The 16,349-nt window shown below is 72.7% G+C and carries 10 protein-coding genes; 5 read left to right on the top strand and 5 right to left on the bottom strand.

The genetic code is table 11. From position 1 onward, the window contains the following. The first annotated feature begins 37 nt into the window (after positions 1–37). Positions 38–2,173, top strand: coding sequence for a hypothetical protein (locus ADL15_RS34615; RefSeq protein WP_067700013.1), 2,136 nt, complete (start codon positions 38–40; stop codon positions 2,171–2,173). Here the strand turns inward: ADL15_RS34615 and ADL15_RS34610 are convergent. Continuing rightward, a complete protein-coding gene (locus ADL15_RS34610; RefSeq protein ID WP_067700010.1) occupies positions 2,121–2,945 on the bottom strand; it encodes a glycosyltransferase family 2 protein in 825 nt (274 codons plus the stop codon). The two genes, ADL15_RS34615 and ADL15_RS34610, sit on opposite strands and share 53 nt — an antisense overlap. Positions 2,946–3,117: 172 nt before the next feature. Here ADL15_RS34610 and ADL15_RS34605 point away from each other — a divergent pair, with 172 nt between their 5' ends. Then, on the top strand, positions 3,118–3,867 hold the full coding sequence (locus ADL15_RS34605; protein ID WP_232344735.1) for an EAL domain-containing protein: 750 nt from the start codon (positions 3,118–3,120) through the stop codon (positions 3,865–3,867). 197 nt (positions 3,868–4,064) lie between these two features. Here the strand turns inward: ADL15_RS34605 and ADL15_RS34600 are convergent, their stop codons facing one another. Further along, on the bottom strand, positions 4,065–5,657 hold the full coding sequence (locus tag ADL15_RS34600) for a glycoside hydrolase domain-containing protein (RefSeq protein ID WP_067700004.1): 1,593 nt from the start codon (positions 5,655–5,657) through the stop codon (positions 4,065–4,067). A 196-nt stretch (positions 5,658–5,853) separates the two neighbouring features. Here ADL15_RS34600 and ADL15_RS34595 point away from each other — a divergent pair, with 196 nt between their 5' ends. The 3 genes from ADL15_RS34595 (at position 5,854) to ADL15_RS34585 (ending at position 13,042) form a co-directional block, all read left to right on the top strand. After that, positions 5,854–11,841 (top strand): DUF7507 domain-containing protein, encoded by a 5,988-nt coding sequence (locus ADL15_RS34595; RefSeq protein ID WP_067700001.1) that lies wholly within the window; start codon positions 5,854–5,856, stop codon positions 11,839–11,841. Positions 11,842–11,919: 78 nt separating this feature from the next. Next, entirely contained in the window at positions 11,920–12,534 is a 615-nt protein-coding gene (locus ADL15_RS34590; RefSeq protein WP_083972161.1) for an HD domain-containing protein, read from the top strand. 127 nt (positions 12,535–12,661) lie between these two features. Further along, complete coding sequence (locus ADL15_RS34585) at positions 12,662–13,042, top strand: STAS domain-containing protein (protein WP_067699999.1); 381 nt, start codon at positions 12,662–12,664, stop codon at positions 13,040–13,042. Here the strand turns inward: ADL15_RS34585 and ADL15_RS34580 are convergent. The 3 genes from ADL15_RS34580 to ADL15_RS34570 all read right to left on the bottom strand — a co-directional run bounded on the left by ADL15_RS34580 (position 12,991) and on the right by ADL15_RS34570 (position 16,347). After that, positions 12,991–14,142: an ANTAR domain-containing protein gene (locus ADL15_RS34580; RefSeq protein WP_067699996.1), complete on the bottom strand. Its 1,152-nt coding sequence runs from the start codon at positions 14,140–14,142 to the stop codon at positions 12,991–12,993. The two genes, ADL15_RS34585 and ADL15_RS34580, sit on opposite strands and share 52 nt — an antisense overlap. Before the next feature lie 28 nt (positions 14,143–14,170). Then, positions 14,171–14,857, bottom strand: coding sequence for a GAF and ANTAR domain-containing protein (locus ADL15_RS34575; protein ID WP_157441794.1), 687 nt, complete (start codon positions 14,855–14,857; stop codon positions 14,171–14,173). A gap of 386 nt (positions 14,858–15,243) precedes the next feature. Then, the gene (locus tag ADL15_RS34570) at positions 15,244–16,347 is read right to left on the bottom strand and encodes a M20 family metallopeptidase (RefSeq protein ID WP_067699992.1); all 1,104 of its coding nucleotides are present in this window, start codon (positions 16,345–16,347) and stop codon (positions 15,244–15,246) included. Positions 16,348–16,349 lie beyond the last annotated feature (2 nt).

Genomic DNA, 16,349 nt, shown 5'->3' with positions numbered 1-16,349 from the left:
GCCGCGCAGCGCGGTGGTGTCCCCGATACTGGAATAAGTGATCTATTTTCGGCCAAACCGGACAGTATCGGCCCGGCCGCCCGCCGCGCGGCACCGGCGACCGGCCGCGGTCACCACCGCCCGGCTCACGGCGGAGTCCGCGCTCCTCGGGCTGCTGGCCGGCGCGCTGGTGGTCGCGCCGTGGACCCGGCCGGGGTACCTGCTGCTGCTGGACTGGGTGTCCGGGCCGCACCAGGCGCTCACCCCGGGTCTGTACGGGCTCGACCCGGCCGCGCTCGACGCGCTGCCGTACCGGCTGACCACGCACGTGTTGCGGACGCTGGTCGGCGCGGGCGCCACCAGCTGGCTGATGATCCTGGCATACTTCCCGATCGCCGCGGGCGGCGTCTCCGCGATCGCCGGCGGGAGCCGGTGGCGGCGGTACCCGGCGGCGCTGTTCGCCTGCGTCAACCCGTTCGTGGTGGAGCGGATCCAGGCCGGGCACGTGCCGTTCCTGCTCGCGGTGGCGCTGCTCGGCCCGATGGCGGCCTCCGCGCTGCACGCGCGGCGGCGCGGCCGGTGGTTCGCCGCCCGCCCGGCCGGTTGGTACGCCCTCGCCATCTCGGTCGGCGCGCACGCCGCGTGGCTCGGCCTGACCGTGCTGGTCGCGGTGGCGCTGCTGCCCCGGCCCCGGTGGCGGGACCTGACGCGCACGCTGATCGTGATCGCCTCCGCCGGGTGCGTCTACGCGTACGCGGCAGCCGTCGTGGCCGGCGCGATCCTCACCGTCCGGGTCGGCGAGGAGGACCTGGACGTGTACGCCACGCATCCGGGCGCGGCCGGGCTGGCGGCGACGGTCGCCACGCTGCGGGGTTTCTGGCGGGGCGCCGCGGACAGCAGCCCCGAGGTCACCCTGGGTCTGCTGCCCGCTCTGGTGCTGGTGGCCGCCGCGGCCGCCGGCTTGACCCGGATGTTCCGGCGTGACGTGACCACCGGCGCGCCGCTGGCCGCGGTCACCGTGGCCGGGTTGCTGCTCGGCGCCGGCATCGCGGGTCCGCTCGGGCCGCTCTACCGGGTCGCCTTCGACGTCCTGCCGCTCTTCCACGCCATGCGGGAGCAGCAGAAGTGGATGGCGCTGGCGATGCTCGGCTACGCGGTGGGTGTGGGAGCCGCGGCCGAGTCGCTGGCCGTGCGCTGCCGGCCGGGGCGTGACCCGCGGGTGCGGGCGGTGGCGGCCATGGCGGCGCTGTCGCTGGCCGGCATGTACGCGACGGTCGGAACGTCACTGGTCTGGGGGCTCGGGGGCAGTGTGCGGGTGAGCCACTATCCGCGAGCCTGGTACACCGCCGACCAGATCATGGGAGCGGGTGACGAAGCGGTGTTGTTCCTGCCGTGGCATCAGTACCAGCCCTTCACGTTCACCGGCGGGCGCAGCGTGGCGACGCCGGCCGCGGCCTTCTTCCGCCGGCCGGTGCTCAGCAGCGACGCGGCGGAGCTGGGATCGGTGCGGACCAACTCGGCCTCGTTGCGGATGGCGTACCTGGACCGCCTGGTGGCGGCCGGCGGCGGCGGACGGTTCGGACGTCTGATCGCGCCGCTGGGCATCCGGTACGTCGCTCTGGCCCGTGACCGGGAGAGCGACACCTATGCCTGGCTCGGCCGGCAGCAGGACCTGCGGCCGGTGTTGCGGACCGTGGAGCTCGACCTCTACCGGGTGACGGTCACCGGGACCGGTCGAGTGGTGAGCGCGCGCGACGGGGATGTTGCCGCGGCGCTGGCCTGGGCCGCCGGTGGGCGGCTCGGTACGGAGGCGGTGCTGCCCGGTGCGAGTGGCGGGACGGTCCCGTCCGGCGCGTCCGGTGGCCTGCTGCGTGAGGGTTCGACGCGCTGGCGAGTGACGGCGGGTGCGCCCGGCTGGGTGGTGCTGCCCGAGGAGTGGTCGGCGAGCTGGACGGCGGGTGACCAGGTCACCCGGCCTACCGTCGCGGGGACGGTGGCGGTCCGCGCCGGTTCCGGGGCCTTCACGGTGCGGTACGCCCCGTGGAAGTGGTTACGGCTGGGTCTGGCTGCTTCGGTGCTGTCGCTGGGGGTGTTGCTGGTCGCCGGCCTGGTCGAGCATCGGCGTGAGCTGTACTCGGGGCTCAGGCGGCGGCTTCGCGGTAGTGACCGGCGAGGTGGCGGCGGTGGATCGTGATGGTGTCCCGCAGGGTGCGGACGATCGAGTTGGTGCTGACGGTGCTGCCGGTCGCACCGGTGTTCAGCGCCACCGGCGCCGGGTGCAGGTTGCCGATGCCGGCGGCCTTGGCGGCGACGAAGAACTCCAGGTCGAAGGCGAACCGCTGCTCCCGCAGGTGCGGCAGGAGCTGGGCGAGGGCGTCCCGGCGGATGATCTTGCAACCGGTCTGGGTGTCCCGGACCTGGAGCAGGAAGAGCAGCGTGACCAGGGTGGAGAAGACGATCGAGATCAGCTTGCGGAGCCGGGAGGCGGTGCTGACCGAGTCGGCGTGACGCTTGTCGGCGTAGACGGCGGCGTGGTCGCCGAAACGGGCCAGCTTCAGGTAGGTGACCAGGTGGTGCGGGTCGATGTCGCCGTCGGCGTCGATGAACCCGACCCAGGCGCCCTGTGCGGCGGCGAAACCCTGGTGCAGGGCGTGGCCCTTGCCCGAGTTGGTGCGGTTGTCGATGAGCCGGACGTTGTGGATGCCGTGCAGGTGGTACTGCGAGCCGTCGGTGCTGCCGTCGTTGACCGCGATGATCTCGTGACCGATACCGGCGGCGGAGAGGGTGGCCGTGATGTTCCGGACCGTGTGGGCCACCGCCGGGCCCGAGTTGAAGAAGGGGACGACCACGGTCAGCTCGATGCCGGGGGTGGCCGGGTCCCACAGGCTCGGCGGGGCGGCCGGAACGGTCGTGACCTGGGCGATCGTGGCCGGGGCGAAGGGCTGGAGAGTTGCGGTGGCGTTCATGCTCACCACAGTCGGGCCGCTGTCTCAAGCTCAGCTCTGCCGGGATTCAGGGCTTCGGCAAGCTTCCCGGAGAGCGGTGAGCAGCGGCGCCGGCGTGAGCTGTCACCCCGCGCTGCCGAAAACATGAAGCGGGATTGCGCCCGGCTTGAGGGTCGGCTCCGACCATGAGGGCATGACAGCCATGACGCGGACCGGCCAGGTCACCCTCGACATCCTGCACGGGGTACTGCGGTCCCGGGCGATCCAGCCCACGTTCCAGCCGGTCCTGCGGCTCGCCGACGAGACGGTGGTCGCCTACGAGGCCCTGGCCCGCTTCCACAAGGACGACTTCTCCTCACCGGACCACGCGTTCACCGCCGCCGCCGAGGCAGGCCTCGGTATCGAGCTGGAGTTCCTGGCCATGCAGCGGGCGCTCGCCTCTCTCGACGGCGTGCCGGCCGGGACGTACCTGAGCACCAACCTGTCGGTCGAAGCCCTCCTCGACGCTCAGGTGCAGCAGACCCTGCTGGCGAACGCACACCGGATGATCGCGGTCGAGCTGACCGAGCACACCCAGGTCCACGACTACCCGCAGCTGGTCGCCGTCACGGAGCGGCTCCGGGAGGCGGGCATCCTGATCGCGGTCGACGACGCCGGCGCCGGGTTCGCCAGCCTCAGCCACATCCTTCAGCTGCGTCCGGACATCATCAAGCTGGACATCACGCTCACCAGCGGCATCGACCGGGACCCGGTGCGCATGGCGCTGGCCCGGTGCCTGGTCGGGTTCGCCTCGGACATCGGCGCCATGCTGATCGCCGAAGGCATCGAGACCGCGGCTGAGCACGACAAGCTGCTGGAACTCGGTCTCCAACTCGGTCAGGGCTACCTGCTCGGCCGGCCGGCCCCGCTACCGAAGGCTGCCCTGCACCTGAGCCGGGGTTGAGTTCACCTTGATGTTCACACCGCATTCTCGACTCATGACGAACTCATCGCTTGCCACGCCCGCACCGGCCTCCCGTGCCGCCGGGTCCGTCCGCGAGGCGTGGGAACCGCTTCTCCGGCTCTTCGCCGCCGAGCCCAAGCAGGGGCCGGCGCGCCGGCCGGCCGGCGGACCGCGCTGATCCACCGGCCGGACCCTGCTCAGAACAGCTGGGTGCGTCCCTTGTAGCCGGTGGCGATCCGGACGCCGGTGGACAGGCCCTTGCCGGTGCCGCGGTAGAGGTACACGTAGCCGGTGCTGGCCTGGACGGCGGCCAGGTCGGGATAGCCGTCGCGGTCGAAGTCGCCGACGCCGGCCAGGTCGCGCAGGCTCTTGCCGGTGCCGATCTTCAGGCCGGTCTGGAAGCCGCCGGACTTTCCGCGGTACAGGTAGAGGTCGCCGGTCGTGGTCTGCTTGACGACCAGGTCCTGGAAACCGTCCCGGTTGAAGTCGCCGACGCCGGCGAACTCGCTGCGGTTGTTCCAGTTGCCGTAGGCGAGGACCTTGCGGGTGCCGAACTTGCCGCCCTTGACGCCCGGGTAGAGGTACAGGTTGCCGTTGTTGATCTGCTGGGCCAGCAGGTCGGGGTAGCCGTCCTTGGTGACGTCGCCGATCGCGGTGAACTCGCGCAGTTTGCGCTGGTCCTTATAGATCTGCTTGCGGTTGCCGAGCCGGCCGGTGCTGAGGCCGGGGTAGACGTAGACCGCGCCGGTGGACTTCTTGCGGGCGACGACGTCCTGGTAGCCGTCCCGGTTGAGGTCCATCCGGACCAGCTGGTCCATGCCGGCGAAACCACCTGTCACGTACGTCCGCTTGCCCTCGGACAGGTAGTAGCCGTTGCCCGGGTACTGGTACACGTTGCCGGTGCTCTTGGTCAGCGCCAGCAGGTCGGACCAGCCGTTGCGGGTCCAGTCGGCCTGCTTCGTCGCGGGGAGCAGCCGGAAGTCCAGGTAGTCGTTGTCGATGTTGATCGACACGCCGCCGTACGTCTCGACGTGACCGCCCTGGTACTGCTTCATCCGCCGGTTCGGCGCCCAGTAGCCGGTCGGGATCAGCGTGTCGGTGACGGTGACCTTGGCGTCCCAGCGGGCGAAGTCGACGTAGTCCGGGCGGACGTACCCGGCCTTGGTGTAGACCGCGACCTGGTCGGCGATGCCGGAGGAGATGCTGCTGTAGTAGCCGGAGAAGTAGCCGAGGTCGTGCAGCCGGGTGCTCCACGCGTTCATGAAGTTCAGCACGCCGGTCCTGCAGGCGACGTTAGTGCTGTCGTACGCCTCCATGTCGTAGATCAGCACGCTCTCCGGCGACAGCCCGAGCGCCCGGGCCTGCACGACCGCGTCGCTGGCGGCGGCGGTGCCCTGCGCGCCGGCGGTGGCGTCCGCGATCAGGTTCTTCTTCGTCGCCTTGGTGCAGCTGGCCTGCGGGCCGACGTAGATCGGGATCAGCCGCCAGCCGCGGGTGACCTGCTCGCGCACCCAGTCCGCGGTCAGGTTGGGCTGGGCGCAGCCCCGGCTGACGCCGCCGATGTAGATGCCGGCCGCCCGGTACGGCGACGACTTCAGCCAGGTGGCCATGGTGTCGCTGGACGGCGCGGTGCAGGCGTCGAACCCGGATCCGGTGAAGTTGCCCGGCTGGGGCGCCAGCGCGGTCGCCGCGCCCGCGGTGTTCATGAAGGCCAGCGGGGTCAGCGAGAGAGTGAGCACCAGCGCGCCGATCAGGCGTTTGCGGTGCCTCCGCAGCCACGGGGAACTCATCCGGTGACGCCCGGTCGTGGGCGCATCGCTCATGGGGTACCTAACGTTGGCGGCAGGGAGTAAACCTAAAGATCCAACCAGGTCGATACCGGGCGGCCAAGACCTGTTCGGCTGATGGGTGACTGACCGAACGGCCAGGGTGATGGATGCCGCTAAAAACCACTAAAGGATGAATCATCCGTCATAGCGTCGCGGGGTGACCGTCGGACGCTACTCGGCTCTGCTCGCCGTGCTCGCCGTGCTGCTCACCCTGACCGTCGTCAACCTGCCCCAGGAGCAACAACCGGCCCGTGCCGCGGCGACCACCTGCGGGGCCCCGGTCCTGCTCACCAACGGTGACTTCGAGGCGCCGGCCCTGACGGTCAGCAACCCGGCCTCGGGCGCGATCAGCATCACCTCGCAGACGAACGTGCCCGGCTGGCTGACCACCGCCACCGACAAGATGATCGAGATCTGGCACCAGCCGTTCCAGGGTGTCTACGCCGCGTCCGGCACCCAGCACGCCGAGCTGAACGCCAACAAGGTCTCCACCCTCTATCAGGACTTGGCCACCACACCCGGCCAGGTGCTGCGCTGGCAGCTCAGCCACCGGGGCCGGACCGGCACCGACACGATGGACCTGATGATCGGGGCGCCCGGCGCCACCGTGAAGCAGGGCAGCAGCTTCGTCGACGGCAAGACCGCCTGGGGTACGTACTCGGGCCTCTACACCGTCCCGGCCGGGCAGACCACGACCCAGTTCGCGTTCAAGTCGGTCTCCTCGGCCAGCGCCGACCCGAGCATCGGCAACTTCCTCGACGGCATCATCTTCGGTACGGCCGCCTGCCTGACCGCCACCACCACGGCCAGCGCCGCCACCGCGAACGTCGGCGACGTGCTCACCTACACGGTCGCCGCGACGAACAACGGCGGCAACCCGGCCCAGCTCACCACGCTCGCCGACGACCTGCCGGCCGGGACGGTGTTCGTGCCCGGCTCGATCAGGTCGGTGACCGGTTCGACCACCACCGCGGTCAGCGACACCGCGGACGGCGACACCGGCGAGTACGACGCGGCGACCCGCACCGTACGGGTCCGGACCGGTGTCGGCGCCGGCGCGTCCACCGGCGGCTCGATCCCGGTCACCGAGTCGCGGTCGTTCAGCTACCAGGTCCGGGTGGCCGGCGCCGCGGCCGGCACGGTGCTCACCGACGACGCGACAGCGGCGTACACCGACCCGCTCGCCGCCGCCCCGCGCACCGCGGTGTCGACCGGCGCCACCACCACCGTGGCACCGGCCGCCGACCTGGGGATCACCGCGGCGCTCGCGGCCGGCTCCGTGGTGGCCGGCCGGGTCGCCACCACCAACCTGACCGTCACCAACCCCGGCCCGAGCAGCGCGAGCGGGGTGCAGGTCAGCGCGGTGGTACCGGCCGGCATCGTGAACGTCACGGCCACCATGTCCGGCGCGACCTGCACGGTCACCGGCCAGAACGCGCGCTGTGACCTGCCGTCGCTGGCGGCCGGCGGCACCGGGCTGATGGTGGTGAGCGGCGACGTGCTGCCCGCGGCCACCCCGGGCGCGCAGGCGACGCTGACCGGGTCGGTGACGAGCACGACGTACGAGCTGAACCAGGCCGACAACGCGACCTCGGTGAGCGCGGCGGTGGCCACCCTGGCCGACGTGGGCGTGACCATGACCAACACGCCGGGTGTGGCGGGTGCCCCGATCACGTACACGATCACGGTCAGCAACGCCGGGCCGTCGGTGGCGCGGGGCCTGGTGCTCACCGACGTGATCCCGTCGACCGCCACGTACACCAGCGCCGGCGGCGGCACCTGCGCACGGACCGCGATCGGCACCCTGGAGTGCCAGCTGGCCGACATGGCGCCGGGCGCCACCACCACGGTGACCCTGGACATGACGTTGAAGCCGAGCGGCGGCGGCGCGGTCAACAACGCGGTCTCGGTCACCGGCAGCACCCCGGACCCGAGCGCGGCGAACAACAACTACTCGGTGCAGAGCTCCGGCAGCGCGGTCGCCGACGTCGGCGTGAAGCTGTCGCTCAGCCAGGCCAGCGCGTACGCCGGTGACACCGTCAACTACACCCTGGTGGTGACGAACTACGGCCCGTCGGACGCCACCAACGTCACGTTCAACACGATCGTGCCGCCGGGGGTGACGATCGCGCGCAACAGCCCGTACTGCACACCGAACGCGTGCACCGTCGGCACCCTGCCGGCCGGGGCGAGCGTGCCGCTGACCGGCACCGCCACGCTGGACGCGACGGCGGCCGCCGGGCCGGGTTTCGCCACCACCACGGTGATCTCACCGACCTATGACGACAGGTCGTCGAACGACACCGACACGGTCAACTTCACCGTGCTGCTGCGCACCGACCTGGCCGTGACGCAGACCCTGGTCAACCCGTCCGACCCGGCGACGCTGGTGGCCGGCAACGACGTCCGGGGCCGGGTCACGGTGGTCAACAACGGTCAGACCCGGGCCGAGGGTGTGGTGCTGCGCCAGGCGGTGGCGGCCGGCCAGCCGGTGCCGGCGTACACGCTGACCGGCGGGGGCGGCTGCGCCTTCCAGGGCACGGTCACCGCCGGGTACACGCCGGACGGCGGCGCGTACGTCTGCACCCTGGCGACCATGCTCAAGAACACCACGTGGGAGGTCGCCTTCGACCCGGTGCCGATCAGTGCCGGGTACGCGGCGGCGAGCTACGCCCGTACCGTGGAGATCTCCGCGACCACCGGCGACCCGGACCCGTCGAACAACACGGTGACCACCACGAAGCCGGTGGTGAAACGCTCCGACCTGCAGGTCACGCAGACCGCCTCGACCCCGTCGGCGGTGGTCAGCGCGGAGGTCGGGTACCGGATCCGGGTCACCAACCTGGGCCCCTCCGACGCGGCCGGCGTGGTGCTCCAGGAGAGCGCGCCGTCCGGGCTGCAGATCTCCGCGAGCACCGAGACCGCCGGCACCACCTTCGACCTCGGGCAGCTGTCCTGGCGGGTCCCGGTGCTGCTCGCCCCGGACATCGGCGACCCGGCCGCCAACGTCGCCACCGTCGACCTGGTCGCCGCCGCGCAGGTGAGCGGCGGCCTGACGGTGACCGCGAGCATCACCACCTCGGGCAGCACCGACCCGGTGAGCGGCAACAACAGCGACAGCGCCACGATCACGGTGGCCGCCGCCCAGCCGTCGCTGAGCGTGCAGAACACCGCGACGGTCGCCCCGGGCGGTCGGCAGAACGGCGTCCAGGCGGCTGACTCGATCGCCTACCGGTACGACATCACCAACACCGGCAACCTGACGATGACCGCGCTGAGCGTCACCACCACCCGGGGCGCGCCGGTCAGCTGCGGCGGCGTCACCGACCTGGCCCCGGGCGCGACGGTGGTCTGCACCGGGGCGACGTACACGGTGACCGGGGGCGACGTGTTCGCCGGGCTGCCGCTGGTCGACACGGTCAGCGTCGAGGCGGTCACCACGCTCGCCGCGGACCCGGTGCTCTACGGCCGGGTGGCCTCGTCGATCCCGATCGCGCTGGCGCACGCGTCGCTCGCCGTGGTGGTGGTCCCGGCGGTCACCCCGGTGGGGCACCAGAACGCGGCCGAGGCCGGGGACACCGTCGGGTACACGTACACGGTCACCAACAACGGTGACCGGACCATGGACCTGATCACTCTGACCGACAGCCTCGGCGCCACGATCACCTGCCCGCAGGCCACCCTGGCCGTCGCCGCGTCGATGACCTGTACGGCCGCCACCCTCTACACGGTCACCCAGGCCCGGGTCGACGCCGGCACCGCGATCAGCGGCGGAGCCACCGTGACCGCCACCCCGGCCGCCGGGTCGCCGACGTCGTTCGGCCCGTTCACCACGCCGGTCTCCGTCGCGCTGGCGGCCCCGGCGATCACCTTCACGGTGACCCCGGCGCCGGCCACCCCGGTGCGGGCCGGTGACACCGTCGGTTACACCTACCGGGTCCGCAACACCGGCAACGTCACCCTGCACGCGCTGGCCGTCACCGACACCCTGATCAGCAGCGTCACCTGCCCGGGCGGCACGCTCGCGGTCGGCGCCCAGGTGGACTGCACGTCGGACGCGCCGTACCCGGTGCTGCAGGCCGACGTGGACGCCGGGCTGCCGGTGCACGACGACGCGGTCGCCGCCCTGCTCACCCCGGCGAACGTCACGGTCACCGCGTCCGGGTCCGGGCCGGTCCCGGTGGTCAGCCCGTCCGCCGGGCTCGGCGTGGTCAGCACCGCGACGATCGCTCCGGCCGGGCACAGCGGCGCGGTCCGGGCCGGCGACACGATCACCTTCCAGTACGTGGTGACGAACACCGGCAACGTCACCATGCTCGACATCCGGGTGATCGACACCCTGACCGGCACGGCCGTCTGCCCGGGCGGCCCGCTGGCCGTGCACGCGACGGTGACCTGCACGTCGGCGGCGTACCCGGTGACACAGGCCGACGTCGACGCCGGCCTCGCCCTGGTCGCCACCGCCCGGGCCGGTGGCCGCGCGCCGGCCGCGGCGACGGTCACCGACTACGGCTCGGACGCCGTCACCCTGCCGGTGATCAGCGCTGACCTGCGGCTGCGGATCACCTCCGACGCCGGGGTGACACCGGGCGCACACCGGTACGCGGCGACCGCGGGCGACGTGGTGATGTTCCAGTTCGACGTGGTCAACGACGGCACCGTGACGATGCGCGGGATCACGGTCACCGACGAGCTGACCGGCACGGCCGTCTGCCCGTCCGCCACGCTCGCCGTCGGGGTGCTGATGACCTGCATCTCCGGGAGCGCCTACACGGTCACCCAGGCCGACGTGGACGCCGGGAAACCGCTCGGGCCGGCCTCCTACGTGTCCGCGACCGGGCCGGGGTCGGCGGTCACCGTGCGGTTCGGGCCGGCGTACACGTACGTGCCGGTGGCCGTCGGCGCGCCCGCCCTGACCGGCATGGTGACCGCGGCCGTCGACCCGCCCGGGCGGCAGGGCGCGGCCGAGCCGGGGGATCACATCGGCTGGTCGTACCTGATCACCAACAACGGCAACGTGACGATGACCGGGGTCGCGGTGACCGATCCGGCCGCCGGGACGGTCACCTGCCCGCGGGCCGTGCTCGCCGTGCGCGACGTGATGACCTGCACGGCGAACATCCCCTACCCGGTCACCCAGGCCGACGTCGACGACGGCGGGCCGATCACCGACGAGGCGTGGGTGTCCGGCTCGGGCGCCCGGTTCGGGCCGTTCTCGGCGAGCGTCGCGCTGGTCACCGCGGCACCGGCGCTCACGCTCACGATGACCCCGCAGGTCGCTCCGGCCGGGCACGCGGCGGGCGTCACCGCCGGCGACACGATCATTTTCCGGTACGCGGTGAGCAACACCGGCAACACCACCGTGGAGCGGATCGCGCTCGCCGACACCCGTACCGGTGCCGCCACCTGCGCGACCACCGCCCTGGCCCGCGGTGAGCAGATGACCTGCGTCTCGAACCGGCCGTCCGCGGTCACCCAGCCGGAGGTGGACGCCGGCCGGGCGCTGACCGCGTCGGCCACCCTGACCGGCGCCCGCCCCGGCGCCACGACGACCAGCACGTTCGCCACCGCGAGCGCCGGCGTCCGGGTGGTGACCGCCGCGCCGAAGCTGGTCGCGAAGCAGACCGCGGCGTGGACCGACCGGGACGGCGACGGCCGGCTGAGCCTCGCCGACGACGTGGTGTCCACGATCGTGGTGACCAACACCGGCAACGTCACGGTGACCGGCCTGACCGTGACCGGGCTGCCGGCCGGGGTGACCTGCGCGCCGACCACCCTGGCGCCGGGGGAGTCGGCGATCTGCGTGTCCGCGGCCTACCACCTGACCCGCACGGACCTCGAGAGCGGCAAGAAGACGTACGAGGCGCACGCCGACGGCTCGGTGCTGGGCAGCGCCGGCAAGGGGGTGCAGGCGGTCGCGCCGTCGACCGTGGTGGTCCCGTCGGTGCCCCGGTCGCCGTCGCCGTCACCCAGCCGGTCGCAGCCGGGCGCCGGGGTGGACCCGATCGCGGCCCCGATCACCGGCCCGTCCACCCTGCCGATCATGGTGATGGGCTGGGCGATGATCGTCGGTGGTGGCGCCGCGCTGCTGCTGACCCGGCCCCGCCGCCGGCCCGGCGCGCACCGGGCGCACCGTGCGCACTGACCCGGCCGGGACCGGCATTCAGAGCGTGCTCATGCTCAGTTCGCTTGCTGTTAACCGTCCGCGGCCTACCATCCGGCCATGACGGCCCCCAGCCTGCTGCGCGAACCCCGTTTCGCGCGCACCCTCGTGCTTCCCGCGCTCGCCCCGGCCGGCCCGCTGACCAGCGCGGCCCGGCTGCTGGCCGAGGCGCTGCTGGGTGACATGGGCAACCGCTGGCGGCACACCCAGGGTGTCGCCGAGCGCGCCGCCGGGCTGGCCGGCCCGCTCGGGGTGGACGCCGACCTGCTCACCGCCGCCGCCTGGCTGCACGACATCGGGTACGCCGCACCCACCGTGGTCACCGGCTTCCACCCGCTCGACGGCGCCGACCACCTGACCCGGTACGGCTGGCCGATCCGGGTCGCCGGGCTGGTGGCGTACCACTCCGGTGCCCGCTTCGTGGCCGCGGCCAAGGGCCTGAGCGAGCTGCTCGCCGTCTACCCGGACGAGCGCACCGTGCTCGCCGACGCGCTGACCTACGCCGACCAGACCGTCGGCCCCACCGGCGACCGGGTCGACCCGGACACCCGGTACGCCGAGGTGCTCCACCGGCACGGCCCGTGCTCGCTGAACGCGCTCGTCGACCCGGACCGCGGTCCGTACCTGCGGGGGATCGCCCGTCGCGTCGAGCACCTGCTGGCCGCGACCGTCTGACCATTTCCCGGCGGGCGTTGCCTCCGTGCCGGGCGGGTTACCGTGGAAGCCTCGGGTGTCCGCGGCCCCGGATCGCCCCGAGGGGCCCGCCCGAGCCTGCCGGCCCCGGGCCTGCGGGCGGAGGGGGATGGCGATGCTCGTGACGTGGAGCATGCCCGGGCAGATCCAGGTCTCCGGTCCGGTGCGGGGCACGGTGACGGTGACCCTGGCCGGCAGTTTCGACCTGGCCAACGCCCCGCAGATCGCGACCACCCTGCGCCGGGTGCTCACCGGTCCCGCGCCGGCCCGGCTGGTGCTGGACGCGGCGGAGGTGGACTTCTGCGACTGCTCGGTGCTGCGGGAGCTGCTTCTGGCCCGCGCCGAGGGGGAGTCGCTCGGCTGCCCGGTGGTGCTGGCCCAGGCGTCGCCGGTGCTGGTGTGGCTGCTCGACCTGTTCGACCTGGGCCGGCTCTTCGGCTACCCCTCGACGGTGCCGGGCGCGGGCAGCACCGGCGAGTCGAGCGGATAACCCAGCAGCAGACGGGTCCCGGACACACCGGTCTGGATGTCGACGACGGCGCACACCTTGTCGATCAGGGCCAGCCCCCGGCCGCCCTCGGAGCCGGGGTCCGGCATCACGATGACGCGCTTGTCGTCGGGGATGCCGCCGCCCTGATCGCTGATCTCGGCCCACAGCGCGCCGGCCGCGAGCCACACCAGGACCTGGCCGCCACCGCCGCCGTGCCGCACGGTGTTCACCGCGGCCTCGTGCACGGCCAGGACGAACTGGTCGGTCTGGGACGCGGACAGGCCGTGCCGGACCGCGGCCCGGCCGGTCGCCGCGCGGAGCCCGGCGAGGGCGTGGACGTCGACGAGCTGGAGGAGCAGCACCCGGGGCCGGTCGTCCGGGCTCCGGGGCGGCGGGCCGTGGTCGCCGGCGGTGACGGCGGTGGCGAGGTCGCTGAGCCGCAGCCCGGACCGCGCGGCGAAGCGGCGCAGCTCGGCGAACGCGGCCGGCATGTCCAGCCCGAGGTGCTCGGCCACGACGCCCTTGGCCTGCTCGATGCTGACCCGGCTGTTCATGGCGTGCTGTACCTCCTCGGCCAGGACCTGCCGATACTCGATGGCCCGGTGTTGCAACAGACCGAGGGCGGCAGTATTGGCCAGAGCCCGAGCGCTGTCCAACACTGCCGGCTCCAGGCCGCCCGATCGGGCGGAGAACAGGTTGAGCACCCCGACCACGTCGTCGCGCAACCGCATCGGGATCGCGTGCACCGCGTGGAAGCCGGCCTCGCGGGCCCGGGCCGCGAACCGGGCCCAGCGGGGGTCGGGCGCGCCGAGGTCCGGGTCGGCCACGGCCGTGCCGCTGACGAAGCAGTCCACGCACGGCCCCTGGTCGGCCTCCACCTCGAACAGCTCCAGCAGCCGGGCCTGCTCCGAGGACGAGGCCATCACCCGCAGGTTGCCGGGATTGTCGCCGATCATGATGCCCGCGGCCTGCACACCGGGCAGCTCGGCGCAGTGCTCGGACAGCAGGTGCAGGAACTCGATGATGTCGAAGTCCGCGACCAGCGTGTCGGAGAGGTCGACGAAGATCTGTGCCAGAGTCTGTTCCTGAGACGTGCTCACGGCCGCCTCCCGGTCCCGGTCGTCGTGGTCAGTGGGTCGAGGTGTCATCGTCCGCCTCGGTGAAACGCAGCCGGCGGCCCACCACGTCGTTCGCGACGTCGTCGAGGCTCCGGTCGGAGGAGTAGGCGTACGCGCGCAGCCGCAGGAACGCGTCCGGGATCGGCACACCGAGCTGGGCGCTGATCATGCCGGTGGCCTGGTGCACCACCGCGCGATGGGCGTACATCGCCTGGGTGCCGGGCAGCTGGCCGCCGGGCATCTGCTCGGCGAGCAGCAGCTCGGAGGCGGCGCCGGCGAACGCGAGCGCCTCGGCCAGGTCGGCGCCGGCCAGCGCGCCCGGCCGGGGCCGGTACAGGTCGATCACGCCGAGGCAGGTCGAGCCGACCTCGAGCGGCAGCGCGAACAACGCCCGCGCGCCGGCGCTGATCGCGGCCGGGGTGAACATCGGCCACCGCCGGGTCCACTGGACGTCGTCCAGGTCGGTGACCAGCACCGGCCGGCGGTCGGCGTACGCCTCCTTGCACGGGCCCTCGCCGAGCGTGACCTGCAGATCCTCGACCCGGGCGCTGACCGCGTCGCTGGCGTACCGGACCTGCTGGGCCGGCAGTGAGGTGATCACGGCGAGGCCGGCGCCGGCGATGTCGGGCAGCTCGGCCACGCACGCGTCGCACAACCGGCCCACGTCCGGGCCGTGCGCCGCCACCAGCTGAGCCACCCGGGTCCGATGCCGGGCATCAGACACGACCGGCACGACCGGCCCTCGTGGTGGGTGGTGCGGTCTTGTTTCGCCAGGCGTGCGCCACGGTCTTCTCCGGTTCCTGCTCGGATCGAGAGCCAGAGCTGATGCGATCCGGCACCGGGCGCCGGCCCCGCACGGGAGCGGGGCGTTCGCGCACCACGGTTGAGGCCCAGCCTACGCGCTCTGAGGCCCCGTTCACGGAGCCGCTCACCACGGGGGTAATCGGTACCCCCGGCAGAACCAGGAACAGCCCCGAGGGTGATCGACGCGACCGCGGTCGGCACTGCGCCCGGCCGGTCTGCCGCGCTGGTCGCCACCCGGCGCGCCGGCCGTTGTCGGGGTGGGCGGCCGGGCCGGTTCCGCTAATCGGCGTACGAAACAGGGGTTGATTTGAGGAATTGAAGTATGGCGTCGTGGTAGGGCTGCAGTGAGCTGAGGTCGATGTATTCCGCGGGGCCGTGCTGGTCGTCGCCGGTGGGACCGAAAATGACCGCGTCGATGCCGAGTCCGAAGTAGAAGCGGCCGTCGGCCGCGCCGTGCTTGCGCAGCAGCGATCCGGGGTGGCCGACGGTCCGGATCGCCTCCTGCAGCGCGCGGACCTGGACGCTGCCGGGGTCGGCCCGGTGCGGCGCGCCGACGCTGTCCACCTCCACGGTCACCTCCGGCCCGGTGATCGAGCGCAGATGCTCGGCGATCGAGGCCGCGTCCCGGCCGGTCAGGTCGGTGTCCTCGGGCGGGTGGCGGATGTCGAGCCAGGCGGTCGCGTCCGCCGGCACCTGGTTGACCGCCTCGTTGCCGGTCGCGATCCGGGCCAGGTTGACCGTGGTGACCCAGGCCTCCTCGGCCGGTGTCAGGTAGCGCTCCATCAGCCGCTGCGTCGCGGTGATCAGGGTGAGCAGCGCGTTGGAGCCCAGCCACGGGTACGCCGCGTGGGCCGTGCGTCCGGAAGCGATCAGCCGGGCCCGGACCAGCCCCTTCGACTCGGTGACCACCCGCAGCCCGCTCTGCTCGCCGATGATCACGAAGTCCCCGCGCACCCCGTGGCCGAGCTGGTGGCCGGTGCCGTCGAAGCCGCCGATCTCCTCGTCGGTGACCAGTTGCAGGGCGATCGGGTACGGCAGGTCGCCGGCCGTCTCGCGGAACACCGTGGCGAGGGTGAGCGCGGCCGCCTTCATGTCGTGCGCGCCGCGGCCGTAGAGCCGGTCACCCTCCCGGCGTGCCCGGAACTGATCCGGCGTGCCGGGCACCACGTCGAGGTGCGCGTTCAGGATCACCCGGGGCCGGCCGGGCCGGTCCGGATGGGTCACCAGCGCGCTGGGCCTGCCCCGGGACTCGAATCGGCGGATCTCGAAGCCCGGTCCGACCAGGTCGAGCGCCAGGCCGAGGGCCCGGTGCAGCTCACCGGGCCGGTCGGCGGTCGAGCGGATTCCGATCAGCGCCTCGAGGGGCGCGAGCAGCTGCTCCATCC

The sequence above is a fragment of the Actinoplanes awajinensis subsp. mycoplanecinus genome (assembly GCF_001509495.1).
Lineage (GTDB): Bacteria > Actinomycetota > Actinomycetes > Mycobacteriales > Micromonosporaceae > Actinoplanes > Actinoplanes palleronii.
The sequence above is the reverse complement of the archived record's forward strand: the minus strand, read 5'-3'. Positions and strand labels throughout refer to the sequence as shown.

Coding starts and splice junctions, on each gene's coding strand:
- ADL15_RS34610 (WP_067700010.1), bottom strand. CDS start 2,945: ATGAACGCCACCGCAACTCTCCAGCCCTTCGCCCCGGCCACGATCGCC.
- ADL15_RS34605 (WP_232344735.1), top strand. CDS start 3,118: ATGACAGCCATGACGCGGACCGGCCAGGTCACCCTCGACATCCTGCAC.
- ADL15_RS34600 (WP_067700004.1), bottom strand. CDS start 5,657: ATGAGTTCCCCGTGGCTGCGGAGGCACCGCAAACGCCTGATCGGCGCG.
- ADL15_RS34590 (WP_083972161.1), top strand. CDS start 11,920: ATGACGGCCCCCAGCCTGCTGCGCGAACCCCGTTTCGCGCGCACCCTC.
- ADL15_RS34585 (WP_067699999.1), top strand. CDS start 12,662: ATGGCGATGCTCGTGACGTGGAGCATGCCCGGGCAGATCCAGGTCTCC.
- ADL15_RS34570 (WP_067699992.1), bottom strand. CDS start 16,347: ATGGAGCAGCTGCTCGCGCCCCTCGAGGCGCTGATCGGAATCCGCTCG.